Here is a 19,614-nt window from a genome sequence, read left to right as displayed (position 1 = left end):
GCCCGTGTCACGCCCGCCGGGCGTTTCTCGTGCCTATCTCGGCGCTTGCGCGCCATCGAAGATATGCCGCGCCTTGGCCCTCGGCGCAGCGACGGAATGACGATTGACCAGCGAACATTCGAGCTTCGTAATTGGATAGCGCTTGCCGGGCATGGTCTGCAGGTTGAGATGTTCAATCGCCCACTGACCCATGGCGAGGTGCGGAAGGACCGAAGTGGTCAGTGCCGGTACCAGATGTCTCGAAATTTCTTCGTCGTCGTAACCGACCACCGACATGTCCTGGGGAATGCGAAGTCCGGCATCTTTGAGCGCTTCGTAGCATCCCACGGCAGTGCGATCGTTCTGGCAGAAAATCGCGGTCGGGGGTTCCTGCAAGGCAAGCAATTGCATCGTAGCGGCGTAGCCGGCACCGGCCGACCAGTCGCCTTCAACGACTAATTCCGGATCGAAGGGTATATCGGCGGTCGCCAGTGCACGGCGGTATCCCGTCAGCCGGTCTTGTGCAGCCTGCATCCAGATTTCACCAGTGATCGTCCCTATGCGATGGTGGCCGTGCGCGATCAGATGCCGGGTGGAGCTCTGGCCTCCGGCGATTTCGCTTGGCACCACGGCTGGAAAGGCATGATCCGCCGTGTAGCAGTTCAACAATACCGTCGGGATGTTGAGTTCACACACATAAGAAGGGAGTTGGACCTCTCTGGTATAGATTGTCATGTATATGAGTGCGGATATGCCCCCGTTCGTCAGGGCCCTGATTGCTTTTGGCTCCATGACGGGATCACCGAGCGTTTGGGTAACCAACAGCACGTTGCCCGTATTCCATGACGCTTGGCGGGCGCCCTCGATCGCGACGATCGCTTCCGGGCTGGTAGCGAGCTGATCCACGGCGAAACCAATCACGTTGTCCAGGCCCGAATAAGAGGCCTTCATGGTATAGCTTGTTCCCATGTAGCCGAGGGCGCGCGCCGCCTCCAATACGCGGTCGCGGGTCTGCTGTGAGATGCGGGTGCCGGGCGTGTCGTTGAGCACGAAGGAAACAGCAGCCTGTGAGCAGCCGGCCGCCGCGGCAATGTCCATCATGGTCACGCGGACGGGCTTATCCATTTCAGGATTCTTTCGGGTCTTAGGCTTTCGCATTCGGGGGAATGATCTCCGGATCTTGGAAGAAGTTGCGATTTAGGTAATTAATATTAGCATTTATCCGAAAGTGCTGGCAATTGCGCGAGCGCCTGCAATGCTTGCCAATCCTCGCCGAAAAACTTCATTCTCACTGTTCCGCGATGAATTGTTTTGATGCGCATTGATAATACTATTTACTAAATAAGATTCTTGTATACCGTCAGGGGGCGATCGGAACCTATGCCACTCGTCGCTTTTTGCGGCGGCCCTGGGAGGGGGCGCGCATTCGGCCGGCCGTAATTCGCAAACGGGCCCATGCGACTGCGGCCCCTCGGGAGGTATATTATGAAACAGCTGAAACGGAATGCAGCCTTGTTCCTTGCCGGGCTGATACTGAGCGCGGCGCCGATTGCAGTATCCGATGCCGCCGACAAACCGACTCTTGCTTTCGTCGTCAACGGAGCGTCCGACTTCTGGAAAGCTGCGGAAGCGGGCGTGAAGAAGGCCCAGACCGAATTGCCAGATTACCAACTGGAGCTGAAGTACCCTGAGCAGGCATCGGTAGCCATCCAGCAACGCCTGATGGAAGACCTCGTCAGTGCTGGCGTCAAGGGGATCATGGTTTCCGCAGTCGATCCCAAGACTCAGACCGAGGGCTTGAACAACATCGGCTCACAAACAGCTCTCTTCACGACCGACAGCGACGCACCCCAGACCAACCGCGTCGCTTATATCGGCTCATCCAATATCGACGCCGGTCTGCAGGCGGCCGAAATCGCGAAGAAGGCAATGCCGGATGGCGGTAAATGCATCGGTTTTGTCGGGCTCCTCGGCGCCGATAATGCCAAGGAACGCATTCAGGGCATGAAGGATGGGCTTAAAGGCACGAAAATCGAGCTGACAGATGTGCGCGGCGACGATATCGACCAGACACGCGCAAAAAAGAATGTCGAGGATGCGCTGGTGGCCAGCCCGGACGTGACCTGCATGGTCGGCTTCTACTCCTATAACACGCCACGCATCTATGAGGCGCTGCGCGACGCCGGAAAACTTGGTCAGATCACTGTCGTCGGCTTTGACGACGATCCGATCACGCTCGGCGGCGTCAAGGAAGGCACGGTCGCAGCAACCGTCGTGCAGCAGCCATTCGAATGGGCTTATCAGGGGATGAAGCTGATGGCCGCCTACCTCAAAGGCGACAAATCAGGTGTTCCCAGCAACGGCTTGATCATCATTCCGACAGTGATCATCGGCAAGGATGACGTCGACAAATATGCCGCTAACCTGAAGGCCATGGCTGGAAAGTAATTCTCTTTCGCGGCGGGGGTACTCCCCGCCGCGAAAGACGTTTCATGCCGCAGCACCCGCAGTCATGGACAGGCAATGAATCATAGCTCAGACATCCCGTCACCGGACGCGCCTGCAACGCCGTTCCTATCACTTTTCGGCGTGGGCAAGACTTTTCCAGGCGTCGTAGCGCTTGAGGGGTTGTCGCTCGACATCGTGCCGGGAGAGGTCATCGGCTTGGTCGGCGAGAACGGGGCCGGGAAATCGACGCTGATGAATATTCTTGGCGGCGTGATCGCGCCGGACTGGGGGACGATCCTGCTCGATGGCGCAGAGCTTCGCCACCTCACTGTGGAGTCGAGCATCGCATCCGGCATCGCCTTCGTGCATCAAGAGCTCAACCTCTTTGACAATCTCGACGTTGCCGCCAATATTTTCCTGGGCCGCGAGCCGCTGAAAACGGGACCTTTCAAGTTTGTCGATCGCGCACGGCTTCGAGAGATGGTGACCCCGCTCTTGAAGCGCGTAGGGGCACATTTTTCCGCGGACACACCCGTTGCGTTGCTTTCCCTTGCCGAGCAACAGATGGTGGAAATCGCCAAGGCGCTGTCCATCAAGGCTCGGCTTGTCATCTTCGACGAACCCACTTCCAGCCTGCCGCTGGCCGAAACCGAGCGGCTGCTGAACATCATCAAGTCGCTGAAAGCGGATGGTATCAGTGTAATCTTCATCTCGCACCGCCTCCACGAGGTTGAGCGCGTAGCAGACCGGGTGGTCGTCTTGCGCGACGGCATGCTCGTGGGTACGCTCGCCAAGAAGGACATTGGCCATGATCAGATGGTCAAGCTGATGATCGGCCGGTTGCTCGCGGCACGGACGGCAAAACCGCAGCGTTCGCCAGGCCCGGTCGCATTGAAGGTAAACGGCGTGCGCACCGAGGCCTATCCCAGCCGCCCCGTTGACCTGGAAATCAGGTACGGAGAAATCCTGGGGCTTGCAGGCCTCGTCGGGTCGGGCCGCACCGAGCTTGCAAGGGTACTCTTCGGCATCGACCGGAGTTACGGCGGAGCCATTCTGCAGGACGGACGCCAAATTGCGATCGGTTCTGCTCGGGACGCTGTCGCCCGCGGCATCTTTCTGGTGCCGGAGGATCGCAAACGCAATGGCATTCTTCTTGATCTTCCGATCGCCCAGAACATCACCCTTGCCGATCTCCCCAGGATTTCCAGCCGCTTCATGGTCTCCGCTGAACGGGAGATCGAGGCCGCTGAAAAGCAGCGTGTTCGTCTCGGTATCAAAGCGCCCTCCGTTTCGACGCGAACCGGCACTCTGTCCGGCGGCAACCAGCAGAAGGTGGTTCTGGCCAAATGGTTGTCGATGAGCCCGAGGGTAATGATCTTCGATGAGCCGACACGCGGCATCGATATCGGCGCGAAGAACGAAATCTATGGCCTGATGCGAGCGCTTGCCGATGCGGGTGTCGCGATCCTGATGATCTCCAGCGACATGGAAGAGGTGATCGGCGTTTCTGACCGTATCGCCGTCATGCACGAGGGCCAGATCGCCGGCATTCTCGAAGAGGACGAATTCAGCCAGGAAAGCGTCCTTTTGCTTGCTGTCGGCAAAAGCGTAAAATAGCGGCTGCGGCCATTAGGGTATCGGAGATGGGCCTCAAATGATCAAGAAAGATCTTGGACTGCTGCTTTTGATCGTCGTTGTCGGCGTCGTGGTCGCCATCATCAACCCGCGCTTCTTGCTGCCGATCAACCTTGCGAACACCGCCAACCTGATCGGTCTGTTCGGCATCCTGTCGATGGGTCAGGCCTTTGTCATCATCACGGGCGGTATCGAGCTTTCGGTGGGCTCGCTCGTAGCGCTTCTTGGCGTACTGTTCGTCGATTTCATTGCGGTACAATATATGCCCTGGACGCTGGCACTGCCGCTCATTCTCCTGCTCGGCGCAGTCATAGGCGCCGTCCACGGTTTGCTCATCACCCGGCTCAACTTGCAGCCCTTTGTCGTCACTCTTTGCGGCCTCCTGATCTACCGCGGGGCAGCGCGCTTCTATACGGCTGACGGAACGGCGGGATTTGCTTTCGGCCAGAATTTCCCGGAGCTTGAGTTTCTGACCGCCGGGCGGTTCTATGGCATTCCGAGCACCTTCATTGCTATGGTCGTCATTGCCGTGGCCATGTGGCTGGTGCTTCATCGCTCTGTCTTCGGACGTTATCTTTACGCGATTGGAAAAAACGAAGAGGCTGCTCGCTATTCAGGTATCCGGACTGACCGTTTGGTTATGACGGCTTATGTCATTTGCGGACTGCTTGCGGCGCTTTCGGCGATCTATTTCGCCATGTACACGCGCTCGATCTCGCCGGCGAGCCATGGCCAGTTCTACGAGCTCTACGCGATCGCCGCCGCCGTGCTCGGCGGCTTTTCACTCCGCGGCGGTGAGGGATCGATCGTCGGGGTCGTGCTGGGCACAGTCCTGCTGCAAGAGTTGCAAAATCTTGTGAACCTGCTCGGCATTCCCTCGTCGCTGAACTTCGCCGTCATGGGTGGCGTGATCCTCCTCGGCGTCCTGATCGACCAACAATGGCATTCGATTCGCGCAAAGCGACGCCTCGTCTCCGCCGCACGGCAGACTGAATCCCGTCTTCCAAACGAAGGAAGCTTGCCCGTGGTTGCTAACCGCGACTAAGAAGCAGCCACGCGGCTTGTCGGCATAACCATCGGCATATCACCGAAAGGTGGCAATGACTGACACTATTTGGACGAAAGCGATCGCGCATCGCCGCGGTGAAATTGCTGGTTTGCCGTACGAACGGCAAGGCGGAAAGCCCAAGCATTCTCGAACCGAGCAAGTTTTGATGGGGTCGCCTTGAGCCTGTCTCTGCCGCCGGCCCTGCCACAAAAACGCAATGAATTTCACATGTATAATAAGAATGGAGGCCTTGCCACGCCGGCATCTCGGGCGGTGCGAATCACCGCCGTCCAATCCGTCAAACCTCCGGTTTTCGGAGCCCGTTTTGCCGGCTCTGACACGCGTTTTGGTTAAGCATTTGTAATTCGGTCACGAATCGCGGCATATAGTAACTGCGCAACTGAAGCGCTTTCGTTCAAAATTGCGCAGTTACGCGAGAAAGAGATCATGCAGCCGAGTCTTGCTCTTCAAGATGATCAAGAGCACCTTCCGTCGCTTCTGGCAACGGATGCGAAGGAGTTATCCTATCAACTTCAGCAGCATCAGGCCAAAATCTTCCCCCCTCTGTCGCAAAAGACGATCAGGACATTTTCCCCGGCGGAGGCTGCGGCCTTCATCGGCATTGGCGAAGGTTATCTGCGGCAGGTGGCGGCCGACGGCCATGGCCCGGATCCGCTGGCAAACGGACGCCGGCTCTATAGCGCAACCGACATGGACCGGATCCGACGCGTCCTCGACGAACGGAACGGCACACCGAAATATGTGCCGGCCCGCAGGCCGGGCGAAAAGCTCCAGATCGTCTCGGTGATGAATTTCAAGGGTGGCTCGGGCAAGACCACGACCGCGGCTCACTTCGCGCAATTCATGGCCCTCCGGGGCTACCGCGTACTCGCCGTCGATCTCGACCCGCAGGCTTCCTTGTCCGCGCTGTTCGGCCATCAGCCGGAATTCGACGTCGGCGAGGGCGAAACGATCTACGGCGCGATCCGCTATGACGATCCGCGCCCGATCGCCGACATCGTCCGCGCCACCTATACGCCGAACCTGCATCTCATTCCCGGAAATCTCGAGCTGATGGAATTCGAGCACGAGACGCCGAAGGCCATGGCATCGGGCACGGCGGAGACGATGTTCTTCGCCCGCATCGGCGAGGCGCTGACCGATATCGAAAGCTTCTATGACATCGTCGTTGTCGACTGCCCGCCGCAACTCGGCTTCCTGACGATGTCGGCGCTCTGCGCCGCGACCTCGGTGCTGATCACGGTTCACCCGCAGATGCTCGACGTCATGTCGATGTCGCAGTTCCTGACGATGACGAGCGAATTGATGTCTGTCGTCGAGAAGGCCGGCGGGCGCACCAGCTACGACTGGATGCGCTATCTGGTGACGCGGTTCGAGCCGAATGACGGGCCGCAGAGCCAGATGACCGGCTTCATGCGGGCGATCTTCGGCAATCGCATGCTCCACAATTCCATGGTGAAGTCGACGGCCGTTTCCGATGCCGGCGTTACCAAGCAGACCCTCTACGAAGTCGAGCGGTCGCAATTCACGCGCGGAACCTATGATCGGGCGCTGGAGTCGCTGAACCTCGTGAATGGTGAGATCGAAGCGCATATTCGCTCCACCTGGGGAAGGAGATAGGATGGCGCGCAAGAACCTCATCGAATTTTCCGCACCGAGCCCGGCAAGGGCGGAAGCGGTCGCGCCACGTGATAATCGCCCGATTGCCGGCTTCGTACCGCAGGAGCGCAGTGGCGGGCCGGTCGGCGGCATTACCAAGACGCTCGGCAACATCACCGAGAAGATGGAGCGTGCCAGCGAGCTGGAGCGGCAGCTTGCTGCTGGCCAGATGATTGTCGAGCTCGACCCCGGACTGATCGACGGGTCTTTCGTCAGCGACCGCCTGGCGATCGACGCGGCTGAACTGGCCGAGCTGGTGGAGCAGATCCGCGAGCATGGGCAGCAGGTCCCGATCCTCGTGCGTCCGCATCCGGAGGCCAAAGGCCGCTATCAGGTTGCCTATGGCCATCGGCGCCTCGCGGCCGCGAGAGAGATCGGCATCAGGGTGCGCGCCGTCGTCCGCGATCTGACCGACGGCCAGCTGGTCGTCAGCCAGGGCCAGGAAAACAGCGCCCGCACCAATCTCTCCTATATCGAGCGCGCGCTCTTCGCGTCGCGGCTCGAGGAACGCGGCTTTGCCCGCGACGTCATCATGGCGGCGCTGAGCGTCGACAAGGCGGCGCTGTCGAGGATGCTGATCGTGATACGGCAGGTGCCCTTGGCGCTCATCAACGCCATAGGTGCTGCGCCTGATATCGGACGGCGGCGATGGTTGGAACTGGGCGAGCGGCTGGAAAACGCCGATGTCGACAAGATCATCGCGGAGTTGTCCGCGGACGACGCGCGCAGGATGTCGAGCGACGAACGATTTCACCGGGCATTCGTTCTGGCAACGAAGAAGGTCGCGGCACCGAAGCCGGCGGTCGTCAAATCCGAGGTCAGCGGCGTGCCGGTGACCGTCAAGAAAACAGCGTCCGGCGCCACCTTTATCTTCGACGGCAAGAGCGCGCCCGGTTTCGATCAATTCGTCCAGGAACGGCTGCAGGGCCTGTTCCAGGAATTCAAAAAGCACAGAGGAGCGTAACGCGCAAAAGAAAAAGGCCCCCAACGACGACGCCGTCGTGGAAGCCCTTCTCAGATCTTAAGCACATCGAGAATCGCATTTCCACGAATCACAGTCAAGCGTCTTAGGCACCAAATTGGTGGACTGTTTTCTTTTGCCTGAACGAAGGTGAAGGCAAATGGAGAGTGGATATGTGACGACGCCCTTTGGGCGGCGGCCGATGTCGCTCGGCATGCTGGCAAGCCAGCAACTGGCCGAGAGCATCGAGTCCGGGATAAGACGAAGCAAGTGGAAATTGTTCAGGGCGATCTGCGAGGCGCGGCCGGCGCTTGGCGTGACCGATCGGGCGCTGACGGTGCTCGATGCGCTGCTGACCTTCTATCCCGATGATGAAATCTCTGAGGAGAAAGGCCTGATCGTCTTTCCCTCGAATGCCCAGCTCTCGCTGCGCGCCCGCGGCATGACGCCGGCGACGCTGCGGCGGCATCTTGCCGTGCTGGTTGAAGCCGGCCTGATCCTGCGCAAGGACAGCCCGAACGGAAAGCGTTATGCGCGCCGCGACAGGGAAGGGGAGATCGATGAGGCTTTCGGCTTCAGCGTCGCGCCACTGCTGGCGCGCGCGGTCGAAATCGAAAACCTGGCCGCCGAGGTGGTTGCCGACCGAGAACTCATCCGGGCGACCAGGGAGCGCCTCACCGTGTGCCGGCGGGATATCTCGAAGCTGATCGCAGCAGCGATCGAGGAAGCTGTGCCTGGCGACTGGGAGCAGATGTCGCTGATGTTTCGCGATCTTGTTCGCAGGATTCCGCGTGTCGCAGGGGCCGAGGAATTGGCATCACTGCTCGAAGAGATGGGGCTGCTGCGCGAAGAAGCCGTCAACCTGCTGGAAAGACATATAAAATTACAAAAATTAGACGCCAATGAGTCTCAAACTGAGCGCCACAAACAGAATTCAAACCCCAACTCCACATCTGAACTTGAACCAAGCTTCGAAACGAAGCAGGGCGCGAAGCCGGTGGCTGACAACAGACCTGTCGCCGGGCCGCAGGACGGGCAAAGATTGAAACGTCCGGCACCGGCCGGCGCAATGAGCGGCAGGAAATCCGGCGCGGCTGAACCGGCGGCGGGACATACGCTGAAATCCTTCCCGCTTGGTCTGGTTCTTCAGGCCTGCCCGCAAATTCTCGATTATGGGCCAGGCGGAACGATCGGCAACTGGCGCGACCTGATGTCGGCTGCGGTCGTTGTCCGCTCGATGCTCGGCGTCAGCCCCTCGGCCTATGAGGAAGCCTGCGCCGGCATGGGGCCCGAAAACGCCGCGACGGTGATCGCCTGCATTCTGGAAAGGGGCGGGCATATCAATTCGCCCGGCGGTTATCTCCGCGATCTCACCCGCAGGACCGAGAGAGGTGAATTTGCGATCGGCCCGATGCTGATGGCGCTGGTGCGCGCGAATGGTGGAGTGCGGCGCGACGCCGTCTGATGGACTTCGACTGGAGCGCAATCTTGCATCGAGTGGTTGCTCAAGTCAGCGCGGCGGCGCGGTACTTTCCCGCAGGATCAGCTCGACAGGCCACAGTTCGTGGATCTCGTCTGCGGGGCGACCGGCGATAAGCTGTAGTGTCAGCTCGGCGCAGCGTGTGCCCGCAGCGCGCATGGAGGACCGTGTGGTCGAGAGCGACGGCACCATATTTTCGGCCGTCAGATAGGGGAACACGTCGTCATGGGCGATGACGGAAACATCCTGTCCCACCGTCATCCCGAGCGAACGGACGGCACGGTAGACACCAAGCGCTGTCATCGTGGAACCGGCAATGATGGCGGTCGGGGCATTGGCGCTCTCCAGAAAAGAGCGGGCATGGCGAAAGCCGCTCTCGTCGGAGAATTTATCGCAGACCATCAGGCTGGGATCTGCGGTGACCCCACGCTCCTGATGGGCGATCCGAAAACCCTGCTCTCGATGGATCGAATAGGTCTTGCCCCGCAGCCCATTGATCATCGCAATGCGGCGGTGTCCGAGATCAAGCAGGTGTTCGGTCACTCTGCGCACGGCATTTTCATTGTCGATATCGAGCCAGGCATGAACGTGCTCGGTCTCCGAGCGGCCGTGGACCAGAAAGGGCACGCCGAGGCTGTTCAGCATTTCGATCCGCGGGTCCCTGGGGCGTGGCGAATGAATGATCACGGCGTCTACCCGCCGGCTTTCGACCAGGCGCCGGTAGGCCTGTATCTCGTCGTCATCATTATGCGCGGTAATAGGTGTGATGAGAATATCCGTATCGGTCGTTTCCAGGCGCTGCGCCATCCCCGACACGAACTCAGCAAAATGAATTTCTCCTGAACGCCCCATCATGACGCCGATCGCTCCGGCTCTTCCGGTCTTCAGGCGCACGGCATTGATATCGGGGCGATAGCCAAGCCGCATTGCTTCGCTCGCAACCCGGGCGCGCGTGGTTTCGCTCACCTCCGGATAGCCGCTAAGTGCGCGGCTGACCGTTGTCGGAGAAAGCCCAAGCTGCTTTGCAAATTCACGAAGTTTCATCGATGTCTTCTTTGTCCGGGAAATCAATGGACGATGCGTTGATGATGCGCAACGGGCAAGTGCTGATTCAGTTCAAATTGAAAACGGTTTCAATTATGTGACGTTGAAATGTCGGCTACGGATGCGGAATGTACGCCCTTATCCGCGCAGCTTGGTTATTATTATCATACAAATGCAACCTCCAGAAGCTGGTTTTGATGTCTTGACGTCATCAATGCCTTCTGCAATGTTCCGTTTGCCAAATCGATTTCAATTTCTGGGAGGAGATTATGAAAAAGTTTGCTCTGGCCTTGTCCGCGATTGGACTTGCTCTCGCGGCCGGCCCCATTCACGCCGCAGAAATTTCGTTTGCCGCGAACACCACCGGGAAAAACGTCGAATTCCTGAACAAGCAGCTTGCGATTTTCGAGAAGGAGACCGGCAATCAGGTGAAGCTCGTCACCATGCCGTCCTCGAGCAGCGAGCAGTTCTCGCAATATCGCTTGTGGCTTGCAGCAGGAAACAAGGACATCGACGTCTATCAGACGGATGTCATCTGGGCGCCGCAGCTTGCCGACCAGTTCATCGATCTGAAGGAGGCCACCAAGGACGTGGTCGGGCAGTTCTTCCCGTCGATCATCGCCTCGCAGACTGTCAACGGCCGGCTCGTGGCGCTGCCGTTGTTTACCGATGCTCCGGCGCTGTTCTACCGAAAGGACCTGCTCGAGAAATATGGCAAGCAGCCGCCGAAGACCTGGGACGAGATGGCCGCAACCGCCAAAGAGGTTCAGGACAAGGAACGCCAGGCCGGACAGAAGGACCTCTGGGGCTACGTCTTCCAGGGCAATTCCTATGAAGGGCTGACCTGCAACGCGCTGGAATGGGTGAAGTCGTCGGGGGGCGGCCAGATCGTCGAGCCGGACGGCACGATCTCGATCAACAATGAGAAGGCGGCAGCAGCGCTTGAACGCGCCAAGGGATGGATCGGTACGATTTCGCCGCCCGGCGTGCTCGCCTATCAGGAAGAAGAATCGCGTGGTGTCTGGCAGACCGGTAACGCCGTCTTCATGCGCAACTGGCCATATGCCTATTCCCTCGGCAACGGCGCCGACAGCGCCGTGAAGAGCAAGTTCGACGTGATGACGCTGCCGGTTGCGGCCGCCGGCGACAAGCCATCCTCGACACTCGGTGGCTGGAACCTGGCGGTGTCGAAATATTCGGAAAAACAGGAAGCAGCCATCGCGCTCGTCAAATTCCTGGCGTCGAAGGACGTGCAAAAGGCTCGCGCCATCGAGCTGTCCAATCTGCCGACACTGACCGACCTTTATGACGACAAGGATATTGCCGCCGCGCAGCCCTTCATGCCCAACTGGAAGCCGATTTTCCAGGATGCGGTGCCGCGTCCTTCGGCGACGGCCAAGGTGAAATACAACGAAGTTTCCTCGAAGTTCTGGACGGCAGTGCACAATACGCTATCCGGCAGCAGCTCGGCCGCCGAGAACCTCGAGCTCCTCGAAGCCGACCTGACGACCCTCAAGGGCGACGCCTGGTGAATATCGGGACCGCCGGCCGAGAGGTCGTCGGTCCATCCTCCGGATGGGCTTAACAGGGGATAGGCTTTCATGACTGAAATCGTAGCTCCACAAGCAGTTGAACGAAGGGTTTCCCGTCTCAGCGCCTCTACGGAGCTGCGATCCGAACGCATTCGATCGGCCTGGGTGTTTCTGGCGCCGACGCTGTTGATCCTGGCAATCGTCGCTGGCTGGCCGCTGTTCAGAACGATCTATTTCAGCTTTACGAATGCGTCACTCAACGACCTTGGCAATGCGCAATTCGTCGGATTCGCCAATTATCTGTCGTGGGTGACGCTGAAGAGCGGAAAGACCGTCTACCGCGGGTTGCTTGCCGATCCGGTCTGGTGGAATGCCGTCTGGAACACTGCCAAATTCACCCTCCTTTCGGTCGCGATCGAGACCATACTCGGATTGATCGTCGCACTGGTGCTGAACGCGCAGTTCGTCGGGCGTGGAATCGTTCGGGCCGCAATCCTCATTCCTTGGGCGATCCCGACCATCGTTTCGGCCAAGATGTGGGCCTGGATGCTCAACGATCAGTTCGGCATTCTCAATGATGTTCTGCTCGGCCTCGGCCTGATCAGCGAGAAGATCGCCTGGACCGCCAATCCGGAAACGGCGATGATCGCCGTGCTGATCGTCGACGTCTGGAAGACGACGCCCTTCATGGCGCTTCTGATCCTTGCCGGACTTCAGATGGTGCCGGGAGATATTTATGAAGCGGCCAAGATCGACGGCGTCAACCCGATCAAGGTTTTCTGGCGTCTGACGCTGCCGCTGATCCGGCCTGCCATCATGGTTGCCGTGATCTTCCGGATGCTGGATGCGATGCGCATCTTCGACTTGATCTATGTGCTGACGCCCAACAATGCGCAGACGAAGACCATGTCGGTCATGGCGCGTGAGAACCTGTTCGACTTCGACAAGTTCGCCTATGGCGCCACCGCCTCGACGGTGCTTTTCCTCATCATCGCCTCTGTCACCGTCTTCTATATCTGGCTCGGCCGCGTCAAGCTCGGCGGGGAGGAACGCTGATGCTGCGTTCGATCACCAAGAACACACTCTTTTACCTGCTCGTTACGATCATCGTCATCATTGCGGTTTTCCCGTTCTACTATGCGATCCTCACCAGCCTGAAGACCGGCACTGCGCTTTTCGAAGTTGATTACTGGCCGACCTCGATCTCCTTCGGCAACTATGCTTCCGTGATGGGCCAAGGCAGCTTCGTCCGCAGTCTTGCAAATTCCGCGATGATCGCCTGCATCGTGGTTTCAGCATCGCTGTTGCTTTCGATCACCGCTTCGTTCGCTCTCGCGCGGGTGAATTTCCGCGGACGGGCACTGTTGATGCTGACCATCCTTTCGGTGTCGATGTTTCCGCAGATTGCGGTTCTTGCCGGCCTCTTTGAACTCATCCGATGGATCGGCATCTTCAACACGCCCTTCGCGCTGATCTTTTCCTACGTAATCTTCACGCTACCCTTCACGGTCTGGGTGCTGACGACCTTCATGCGGGAATTGCCGATCGAGATCGAGGAGGCGGCGATCGTCGACGGCGCTTCACCATGGGTCATCGTCACACAGGTGTTCATGCCGCTGATGTGGCCGGCGCTGGTGACGACCGGGCTGCTCGCCTTCATCGCCGCCTGGAACGAATTTCTTTTCGCGCTGACGTTCACATCGTCCGATACACAGCGGACCGTGCCGGTCGCCATCGCCCTGCTTTCGGGCAACAGCGAGTTCGAAATTCCCTGGGGCAACATCATGGCGGCTTCGGTGATCGTCACCGTCCCGGTTGTCGTGCTTGTTTTGATATTCCAGCGCCGGATCATTTCGGGGCTGACCGCCGGCGGCGTTAAGGGTTGAGGGAGTAGGACATGGCAGAGATACGACTGGAGAACATCCGCAAGAGCTTCGGCGCTTTCGAGGTGATCAAGGGTGTGACTATGGAGATCCGCCGAGGCGAATTCATGGTGTTCGTCGGGCCTTCGGGATGCGGCAAGTCCACGCTGCTGCGGCTTATCTCCGGGCTCGAAGACATCACCTCGGGAAACCTCGCCTTCGACAATGAGACGGTAAACCGGCACGCGCCATCGAAGAGAGGGGTCGCCATGGTGTTCCAGTCCTACGCGCTCTACCCGCATATGACGGTCTTCGACAACATGGCTTTCGGCATGAAGCTTTCCGGGAGCAACAGAGACGAATGCCGCCAGCGCGTTGAGCAGGCGGCCGGTATGCTGCAGCTCTCATCCTACCTGGACCGCTTGCCGCGACAGCTTTCCGGCGGACAGCGTCAGCGCGTCGCCATCGGCCGGGCGATCGTGCGCGATCCCAAGGTCTTTCTCTTCGACGAGCCGCTGTCCAACCTCGATGCGGCGCTTCGGGTCGCGACGAGGCTCGAGATCGCCAAGCTTCATCGCAGCATGCACGGCACGACGATGATCTATGTGACGCATGATCAGGTCGAGGCCATGACGCTGGCCGACCGGATCTGCGTGTTGAGGGACGGCGTCGTCGAGCAGATCGGCACGCCGCTGGAACTTTACGAAAGCCCGAATTCGGTCTTTGTCGCCGGCTTCATCGGTTCGCCGAAAATGAATTTCCTGTCGGGCGGGCTGGCGCAGCCCTATCACAGCCATACGATCGGTGTACGTGCGGAGCATGTGCGCATCACGGCCGAGTCGCCGGTTTGGCGTGGCACGGTCATCCATTCGGAAATCCTCGGTTCCGATAGTTTCGTCTATCTGGACATCGGGGCGGTTGAGCCGCTTGTCGTGCGGGAGGCCGGCGTCTCTCGTCATGAGCCGGGCCAGACGCTTGGACTCGCGCCACTTGCCGGTCACATCCACCGTTTCGACCGGTCGGGCCGGGCGCTCGAACGTGAATCCATGCGGGCAGCCTGATCTTCCAGGCATCGATGTCCTTCCCAGACTCGATCCGCTTCAACTACAAGGAGAAAACGACGTGACCATACGCACCGTTGTGTGGGGTGAAAACATCCACGAGAATACCAATGCGATCGTCCGGGGCATCTACCCCGAAGGCATGCATACGACGATCGCCAATGCGCTGAATACCGACCCCGGCATTTCCGCCACCACGGCGACGCTGCAGGAGCCGGAACATGGGCTGAGCGAGGCCCGGCTTGCCGAAACCGATGTGCTGACCTGGTGGGGCCACAAGGATCACGGCGCGGTGTCAGACGTCGTCGTCGAGCGCGTCGCCAAGCGCGTCTGGGAGGGCATGGGCCTGTTGGTGCTGCATTCCGGCCATTTCTCGAAAATCTTCAAACGGCTGATGGGCACGCCCTGCGCGCTGAAATGGCGCGAGGCGGGCGAGCGCGAGCGGCTGTGGACGATCAACCGGCGCCATCCGATCGCCGCCGGCATCGGCGAGCATTTCGAGCTTGAGAACGAGGAAATGTATGGCGAGCAGTTCTCGGTGCCGGAGCCGCTGGAAACGGTGTTCATCTCCTGGTTCCAGGGCGGGGAGGTGTTCCGCTCGGGCCTGACCTGGCGCCGCGGCGCCGGCAACATCTTCTATTTCCGCCCGGGCCATGAGACCTATCCCACCTATCACGACGCCACCGTCCAGAAGGTGCTGATCAACGGCGTCAAGTGGGCCTACAACCCCGAGGGCGCGTTGACTACCATTACCGACGCTCCAAATGTGCCGGTAGAGAAGGCACTGGAGCCGATCGTCGAGCGCGGCCCGAAACTGCACCAAGCCGGCGAAGCCGGTTACCGCTGAATTCGATAAAGGACATGAGGACAAAAATGCGCTTGATCATTCTCGGAACTGGAGGATGGGCAAATACCCATGCCATGAATTTCTCGGAAATCACCGGCGTCAAGATTGTTGCTGCCGTCGATACGGACGAGGTCCGGCTGCGGGCCTTCGCGCTCAGGCATGGAATCCCGCTTACTTTCACATCACTCGATGACGCCCTTGCGTGGGGGGAGTTTGACGCCGTGACCAATGTCACGCCGGATCGAGCGCATTATTCCACGACAATGAAGATACTCGGCGCCGGCAAGCATGTGCTCTGCGAGAAGCCGCTTGCGGTCAACTACCGCGAGGCCAAGGAGATGGCCGACGCCGCGGCGGCGTCCGGCAAGGTCACGATGGTAAACCTTACCTATCGTAACGTGGCGCCGCTGCAGGCGGCGCGAAAGATGGTGCTGGATGGCCGTCTCGGCGCGATCCGCCACTTCGAAGCCTCCTATCTCCAAAGTTGGTTGGTGTCCAAGGCTTGGGGCGATTGGACCAAAGAGTCGCAATGGCTTTGGCGGCTGTCGACAAAGCATGGCTCCAACGGCGTGCTGGGCGATGTCGGTATTCACATTCTCGACTTCGCGGTCTTTGCCGCCGGCAGCGACGTCAAGGCGGCGGCATCGCATCTCAAGGTTTTCGACAAAAGCCCCGGGAACCGGATCGGGGAATACGAGCTCGATGCAAACGACAGCTTCCTGATGATGGCCGAGCTCGAAAACGGCGCGGCCGGCGTCATCCATGCGACGCGCTGGGCAACCGGCCATCTGAACGAATTGCGCCTGCGCCTGCATGGAGACAAGGGGGCGCTGGAGGTGGTGCATACGCCTGAAGGTTCGACCCTCAGGGCCTGCGAAGGCGCCGATGCCGACAAGGCGATCTGGCGCAAGATCGAGGTCGAACCGGTGATCACCAATTTCCAACGATTTGCAAACGCCGTGCAAAAGGGCGAGTCGGAGGAGCCGGGTTTCGGCCATGCCGCCAAGCTGCAATTTGTTCTTGATCACGCAGTCAAGACGGCCGGCGCCCTGACGGAGCTGTAGACAGGTTCTTCGGAGGGCGGTCGAGCTCGTCAGATGCGCTGGTTCAGCTCGTCTTCGCTGATGCCGAAATGCTCGAGGATGATGCCGACATTCCGGCGGTGAGACTTGAAATAGACGTCGAAGAGATCGCCGATCAGCGGAACCGTGCCGCAGGCGGCGTCGACGCCGAGATTGACCGCCATGCGGGCGAGTTTGTGGGCGGGAAGGCCGAGCCGCCTTGCCTCGTCGATGATGAAAAGACCGATCAGGGATCCGGCAATGTCGCCGACAGCGGGGATAAGGCCGAGGACCGAGTCCGCGCCGATCCGCACGCCGACGACCGGCAATCTGACGGCGGTATCCATCAGACGGGCTATGCTAGCAGCGCGGCGAATTCGCGCGAGTTCGGCAGGGGTGAGATATGTCGTTTTGCCGCTGTCCATGGCCGTGAAACGCCGCTAAACCGATAAGGTTCGCCGGCGGTGTGATCGGGGAAGCGCACTATCTCTGGTCGGGAACCACGACCAATTTGCCGACGAAGTTCTTCGCCATGAAATCGGTCTGGGCGCGATGAAATTCCGACAGTGGATAAACACCGCCGACGAGAGGCCGGATCTTGCGGCTTTCGATATAGCCGACCAGCCGGCGGAAGTCGGCGCGGCTTCCCTGGCTCGATCCATGCAGCTCGAGCTGCTTCAGATACATGGTCCTCAGGTCGAGCTGGACGACGGGCCCGGCGATCGCGCCGGCCGTCGTGTAACGGCCTTCGGGACGCAGGATCTTCAGGAGATCGTTGAACAGCGGTCCGCCGACCAGATCGGCGACGACGTCGATCGGCTGGCCACCGCTTGCGGAATGGACGGCTTCGACAAGATCGCCCTTGCCGCGGGTCACGACCGCTTCGGCGCCGAGATCGATCATCGCCGCCTCCTTGCCGGAGCCTGCAACCGCGATCGGGATGGCGCCGCGGGCACGGGCGAGCTGTATGATCGCCGAACCGACGCCGCCCGAAGCGCCGGTGACGAGGACGCGCTCGCCGGCGACAAGCCTTGCCCGTTCCAGCATTCGTTCGCCTGTGAGATAGGCACAGCAGAAGGTGGCGAGCTCGACATCGGTCAGATCGGTCGCGACGACATGGGCGTTCTCGGCAGGCAGCACCATATATTCGGCGTAGCCGCCATCCCGTCCGTGGCCCATGTAATCGATGTCGGCAAGACTGTCGTCGTCGCGATTATAGATCGAGAAGTCGACCATGACGCGTTCGCCGATGCGTCTCGGATCAACGCCCGGGCCGACGCCGACGATATGACCGACGGTATCGGTGCCCTGGATGCGCGGGAATGTCAGCGTGTTGCCCTGCCTGCGCCAGGTGGAGACGGCGGAGGGATCATCCTCTGTACCGTAGGCGCCTTGGCGCACCCAGACGTCGGTATTGTTCATGCCGCAGGCGGTAACACGGATCAGCACCTCGCCTTCAGTCGGCGTCGGGACAGGCACATCCGTGGCATAGATGAGCTTTTCCAGGCCGCCATGGCCGGTGAGCAACACCGCCGCCATCTTTTCCGGGATCCTCATGCGGCTCTTCTCCTCAGATGGTTTTGAAAACACTTTCGATCGCGTCCGCAGCCGCCTTGACGACGACGTCTGCTTCTTCGCGGGTGAGGCAGAGCGGTGGAGCGAAGCCGAGAATGTCGCCCTGCGGCATGGCGCGGCCGATGACGCCACGTTCGAGAAGGGCGGATGCGACCTGCGGACCGATCTTGCGGCCGGGATCGAAGAACCGGCGGTCGTCCCTGTCCTCGACGAATTCGACAGCGGCCATCAGACCGTCGCCGCGGACTTCACCGACATTCCGATGGCCGCCAACCGCCTCTCGCAACTGCGACCGGAAATAGCTGCCGGTCGTGCCGGCATTGTCGACGATGCCGAGTTCATCGATCAACTCCAGATTGGCGATGCCTGCGGCAGCGCAGATCGGATGGGCGGAATAGGTCCAGCCATGGCCGATTGCGCCGAGCTGATCGGAGCCCTGCACCAGCACCTGCCACATCTTCTCCGAAACGATCGAGCCGGAAAGCGGAGCATAGGCCGAGGTCAGGCCTTTGGCGATGGTGATCAGGTCCGGCTTCATGCCGTAGTGATCCGAGCCGAACATCGTGCCGAGACGCCCGAAGCCGGTGACGACCTCGTCGGCGACCAGCAGGATATCGTATCTGTCGAGCACCGCCTGGATCTTCTGCCAATAGCCCTGGGGCGGCGGGACGATCCCCCCGGTGCCGAGGATTGGTTCGCCGATGAAGGCGGCGATGGTGTCGGGCCCCTCGGTGACAATCATCTCCTCCAGTCTGTCGGCGCAATGTTGCGAGAATTGCTCCTCGCTCATCGACCGGTCGGGCCGGCGGAAATAATAGGGCGCTTCGGTGTGGAGGATCGGCGCGCGCGGCAGATCGAAAGCATTGTGAAAAAGCGCAAGACCGGTGAGGCTGCCTGTCATGACGCCGGAGCCGTGATAGCCACGCCAGCGTGAGATGATCTTCTTCTTTTCCGGCCGGCCGAGAATGTTGTTGTAATACCAGATCAGCTTGATGTTGGTCTCGTTGGCATCCGAGCCGGAAAGGCCGAAATAGACGCGGCTCATGCCCGCTGGTGCGCGGTCGATAATCATTTTCGCAAGCGTAATCGACGCTTCCGTGCCGTGGCCGACATAGGCGTGGTAGTAGGCGAGGTTCTTCGCCTGTTCGGCGATGGCGTCGGCGATCTCCTGGCGACCGTAGCCGACATTGACGCAATAAAGCCCGGCAAAGGCATCGAGGCTTTTGCGGCCGCCGGTGTCGGTGATGTAGACACCTTCGCCCCCGGCGACGACGCGCGTCGGCGTCTCGCCGCGCGCATGCATGCCCATGTGGGTGGAGGGATGGAAGAAATGATCGCGGTCCCAGGCGGTAAGTTCGTTGCTTTTCTCGAGCATGTCCTGTCCTCTTCTTGAAATGGCGC

17 protein-coding genes are annotated in these 19,614 nt (G+C 60.0%); 12 read left to right on the top strand and 5 right to left on the bottom strand.

The genetic code is table 11. The features are described from left to right. Positions 1-33: 33 nt before the first annotated feature. Positions 34-1,137: a LacI family DNA-binding transcriptional regulator gene (locus tag AMK02_RS26085; protein ID WP_064807482.1), complete on the bottom strand. Its 1,104-nt coding sequence runs from the start codon at positions 1,135-1,137 to the stop codon at positions 34-36. Between the two features lie 327 nt (positions 1,138-1,464). Here AMK02_RS26085 and AMK02_RS26080 point away from each other — a divergent pair, with 327 nt between their 5' ends. The 6 genes from AMK02_RS26080 to repC all read left to right on the top strand — a co-directional run bounded on the left by AMK02_RS26080 (position 1,465) and on the right by repC (position 9,216). Beyond that, positions 1,465-2,427 carry a sugar-binding protein gene (locus AMK02_RS26080; protein WP_064807480.1) on the top strand — a complete coding sequence of 321 codons (963 nt, stop codon included), beginning with the start codon at positions 1,465-1,467 and terminating at the stop codon, positions 2,425-2,427. A 75-nt stretch (positions 2,428-2,502) separates the two neighbouring features. After that, positions 2,503-4,044, top strand: a complete 1,542-nt coding sequence (locus AMK02_RS26075; protein WP_064807478.1) for a sugar ABC transporter ATP-binding protein — start codon at positions 2,503-2,505, stop codon at positions 4,042-4,044. A 37-nt stretch (positions 4,045-4,081) separates the two neighbouring features. Further along, positions 4,082-5,107 carry an ABC transporter permease gene (locus tag AMK02_RS26070; protein WP_064807476.1) on the top strand — a complete coding sequence of 342 codons (1,026 nt, stop codon included), beginning with the start codon at positions 4,082-4,084 and terminating at the stop codon, positions 5,105-5,107. A gap of 450 nt (positions 5,108-5,557) precedes the next feature. Further along, positions 5,558-6,751 (top strand): plasmid partitioning protein RepA, encoded by a 1,194-nt coding sequence (gene repA / locus AMK02_RS26065; RefSeq protein WP_064807474.1) that lies wholly within the window; start codon positions 5,558-5,560, stop codon positions 6,749-6,751. Between the two features lies 1 nt (position 6,752). Next, positions 6,753-7,754 (top strand): plasmid partitioning protein RepB, encoded by a 1,002-nt coding sequence (gene repB / locus AMK02_RS26060; RefSeq protein WP_064807472.1) that lies wholly within the window; start codon positions 6,753-6,755, stop codon positions 7,752-7,754. A 157-nt stretch (positions 7,755-7,911) separates the two neighbouring features. Beyond that, positions 7,912-9,216 carry a plasmid replication protein RepC gene (gene repC / locus AMK02_RS26055; protein WP_064807471.1) on the top strand — a complete coding sequence of 435 codons (1,305 nt, stop codon included), beginning with the start codon at positions 7,912-7,914 and terminating at the stop codon, positions 9,214-9,216. Positions 9,217-9,261: 45 nt separating this feature from the next. On the opposite strand, the gene AMK02_RS26050 is transcribed toward repC, so the two are convergent. Then, positions 9,262-10,275, bottom strand: coding sequence for a substrate-binding domain-containing protein (locus AMK02_RS26050; RefSeq protein WP_064807469.1), 1,014 nt, complete (start codon positions 10,273-10,275; stop codon positions 9,262-9,264). A 269-nt stretch (positions 10,276-10,544) separates the two neighbouring features. Between AMK02_RS26050 and AMK02_RS26045 the strand changes: the two genes are divergently transcribed. From AMK02_RS26045 to AMK02_RS26020, 6 genes are all read left to right on the top strand, one after another. Then, complete coding sequence (locus AMK02_RS26045) at positions 10,545-11,807, top strand: ABC transporter substrate-binding protein (RefSeq protein ID WP_064807467.1); 1,263 nt, start codon at positions 10,545-10,547, stop codon at positions 11,805-11,807. A gap of 69 nt (positions 11,808-11,876) precedes the next feature. Beyond that, positions 11,877-12,863 carry a carbohydrate ABC transporter permease gene (locus AMK02_RS26040; RefSeq protein WP_064807463.1) on the top strand — a complete coding sequence of 329 codons (987 nt, stop codon included), beginning with the start codon at positions 11,877-11,879 and terminating at the stop codon, positions 12,861-12,863. After that, the gene (locus AMK02_RS26035; protein ID WP_064807461.1) at positions 12,863-13,693 is read left to right on the top strand and encodes a carbohydrate ABC transporter permease; all 831 of its coding nucleotides are present in this window, start codon (positions 12,863-12,865) and stop codon (positions 13,691-13,693) included. The genes AMK02_RS26040 and AMK02_RS26035 overlap by 1 nt, the downstream gene beginning before the upstream one ends. 11 nt (positions 13,694-13,704) lie before the next feature. Then, positions 13,705-14,730, top strand: coding sequence for an ABC transporter ATP-binding protein (locus AMK02_RS26030; protein ID WP_064807458.1), 1,026 nt, complete (start codon positions 13,705-13,707; stop codon positions 14,728-14,730). Between the two features lie 61 nt (positions 14,731-14,791). Continuing rightward, complete coding sequence (locus AMK02_RS26025) at positions 14,792-15,577, top strand: ThuA domain-containing protein (RefSeq protein WP_064807456.1); 786 nt, start codon at positions 14,792-14,794, stop codon at positions 15,575-15,577. 26 nt (positions 15,578-15,603) lie between these two features. Then, positions 15,604-16,641: a Gfo/Idh/MocA family protein gene (locus AMK02_RS26020; protein ID WP_064807455.1), complete on the top strand. Its 1,038-nt coding sequence runs from the start codon at positions 15,604-15,606 to the stop codon at positions 16,639-16,641. Positions 16,642-16,670: 29 nt separating this feature from the next. Here the strand turns inward: AMK02_RS26020 and AMK02_RS26015 are convergent, their stop codons facing one another. The 3 genes from AMK02_RS26015 to AMK02_RS26005 are packed head-to-tail and all read right to left on the bottom strand — an operon-like array spanning position 16,671 to position 19,588. Further along, positions 16,671-17,063, bottom strand: coding sequence for a DUF4112 domain-containing protein (locus AMK02_RS26015; protein ID WP_064807453.1), 393 nt, complete (start codon positions 17,061-17,063; stop codon positions 16,671-16,673). Positions 17,064-17,121: 58 nt separating this feature from the next. After that, entirely contained in the window at positions 17,122-18,195 is a 1,074-nt protein-coding gene (locus AMK02_RS26010; protein ID WP_064807452.1) for an alcohol dehydrogenase family protein, read from the bottom strand. 13 nt (positions 18,196-18,208) lie between these two features. Beyond that, positions 18,209-19,588, bottom strand: coding sequence for an aspartate aminotransferase family protein (locus AMK02_RS26005; protein WP_064807450.1), 1,380 nt, complete (start codon positions 19,586-19,588; stop codon positions 18,209-18,211). Positions 19,589-19,614: the final 26 nt, after the last annotated feature.

The organism is Rhizobium sp. N731 (genome assembly GCF_001664145.1).
GTDB lineage: Bacteria > Pseudomonadota > Alphaproteobacteria > Rhizobiales > Rhizobiaceae > Rhizobium > Rhizobium esperanzae.
This window is presented reverse-complemented; position numbering and strand designations above follow the sequence as displayed.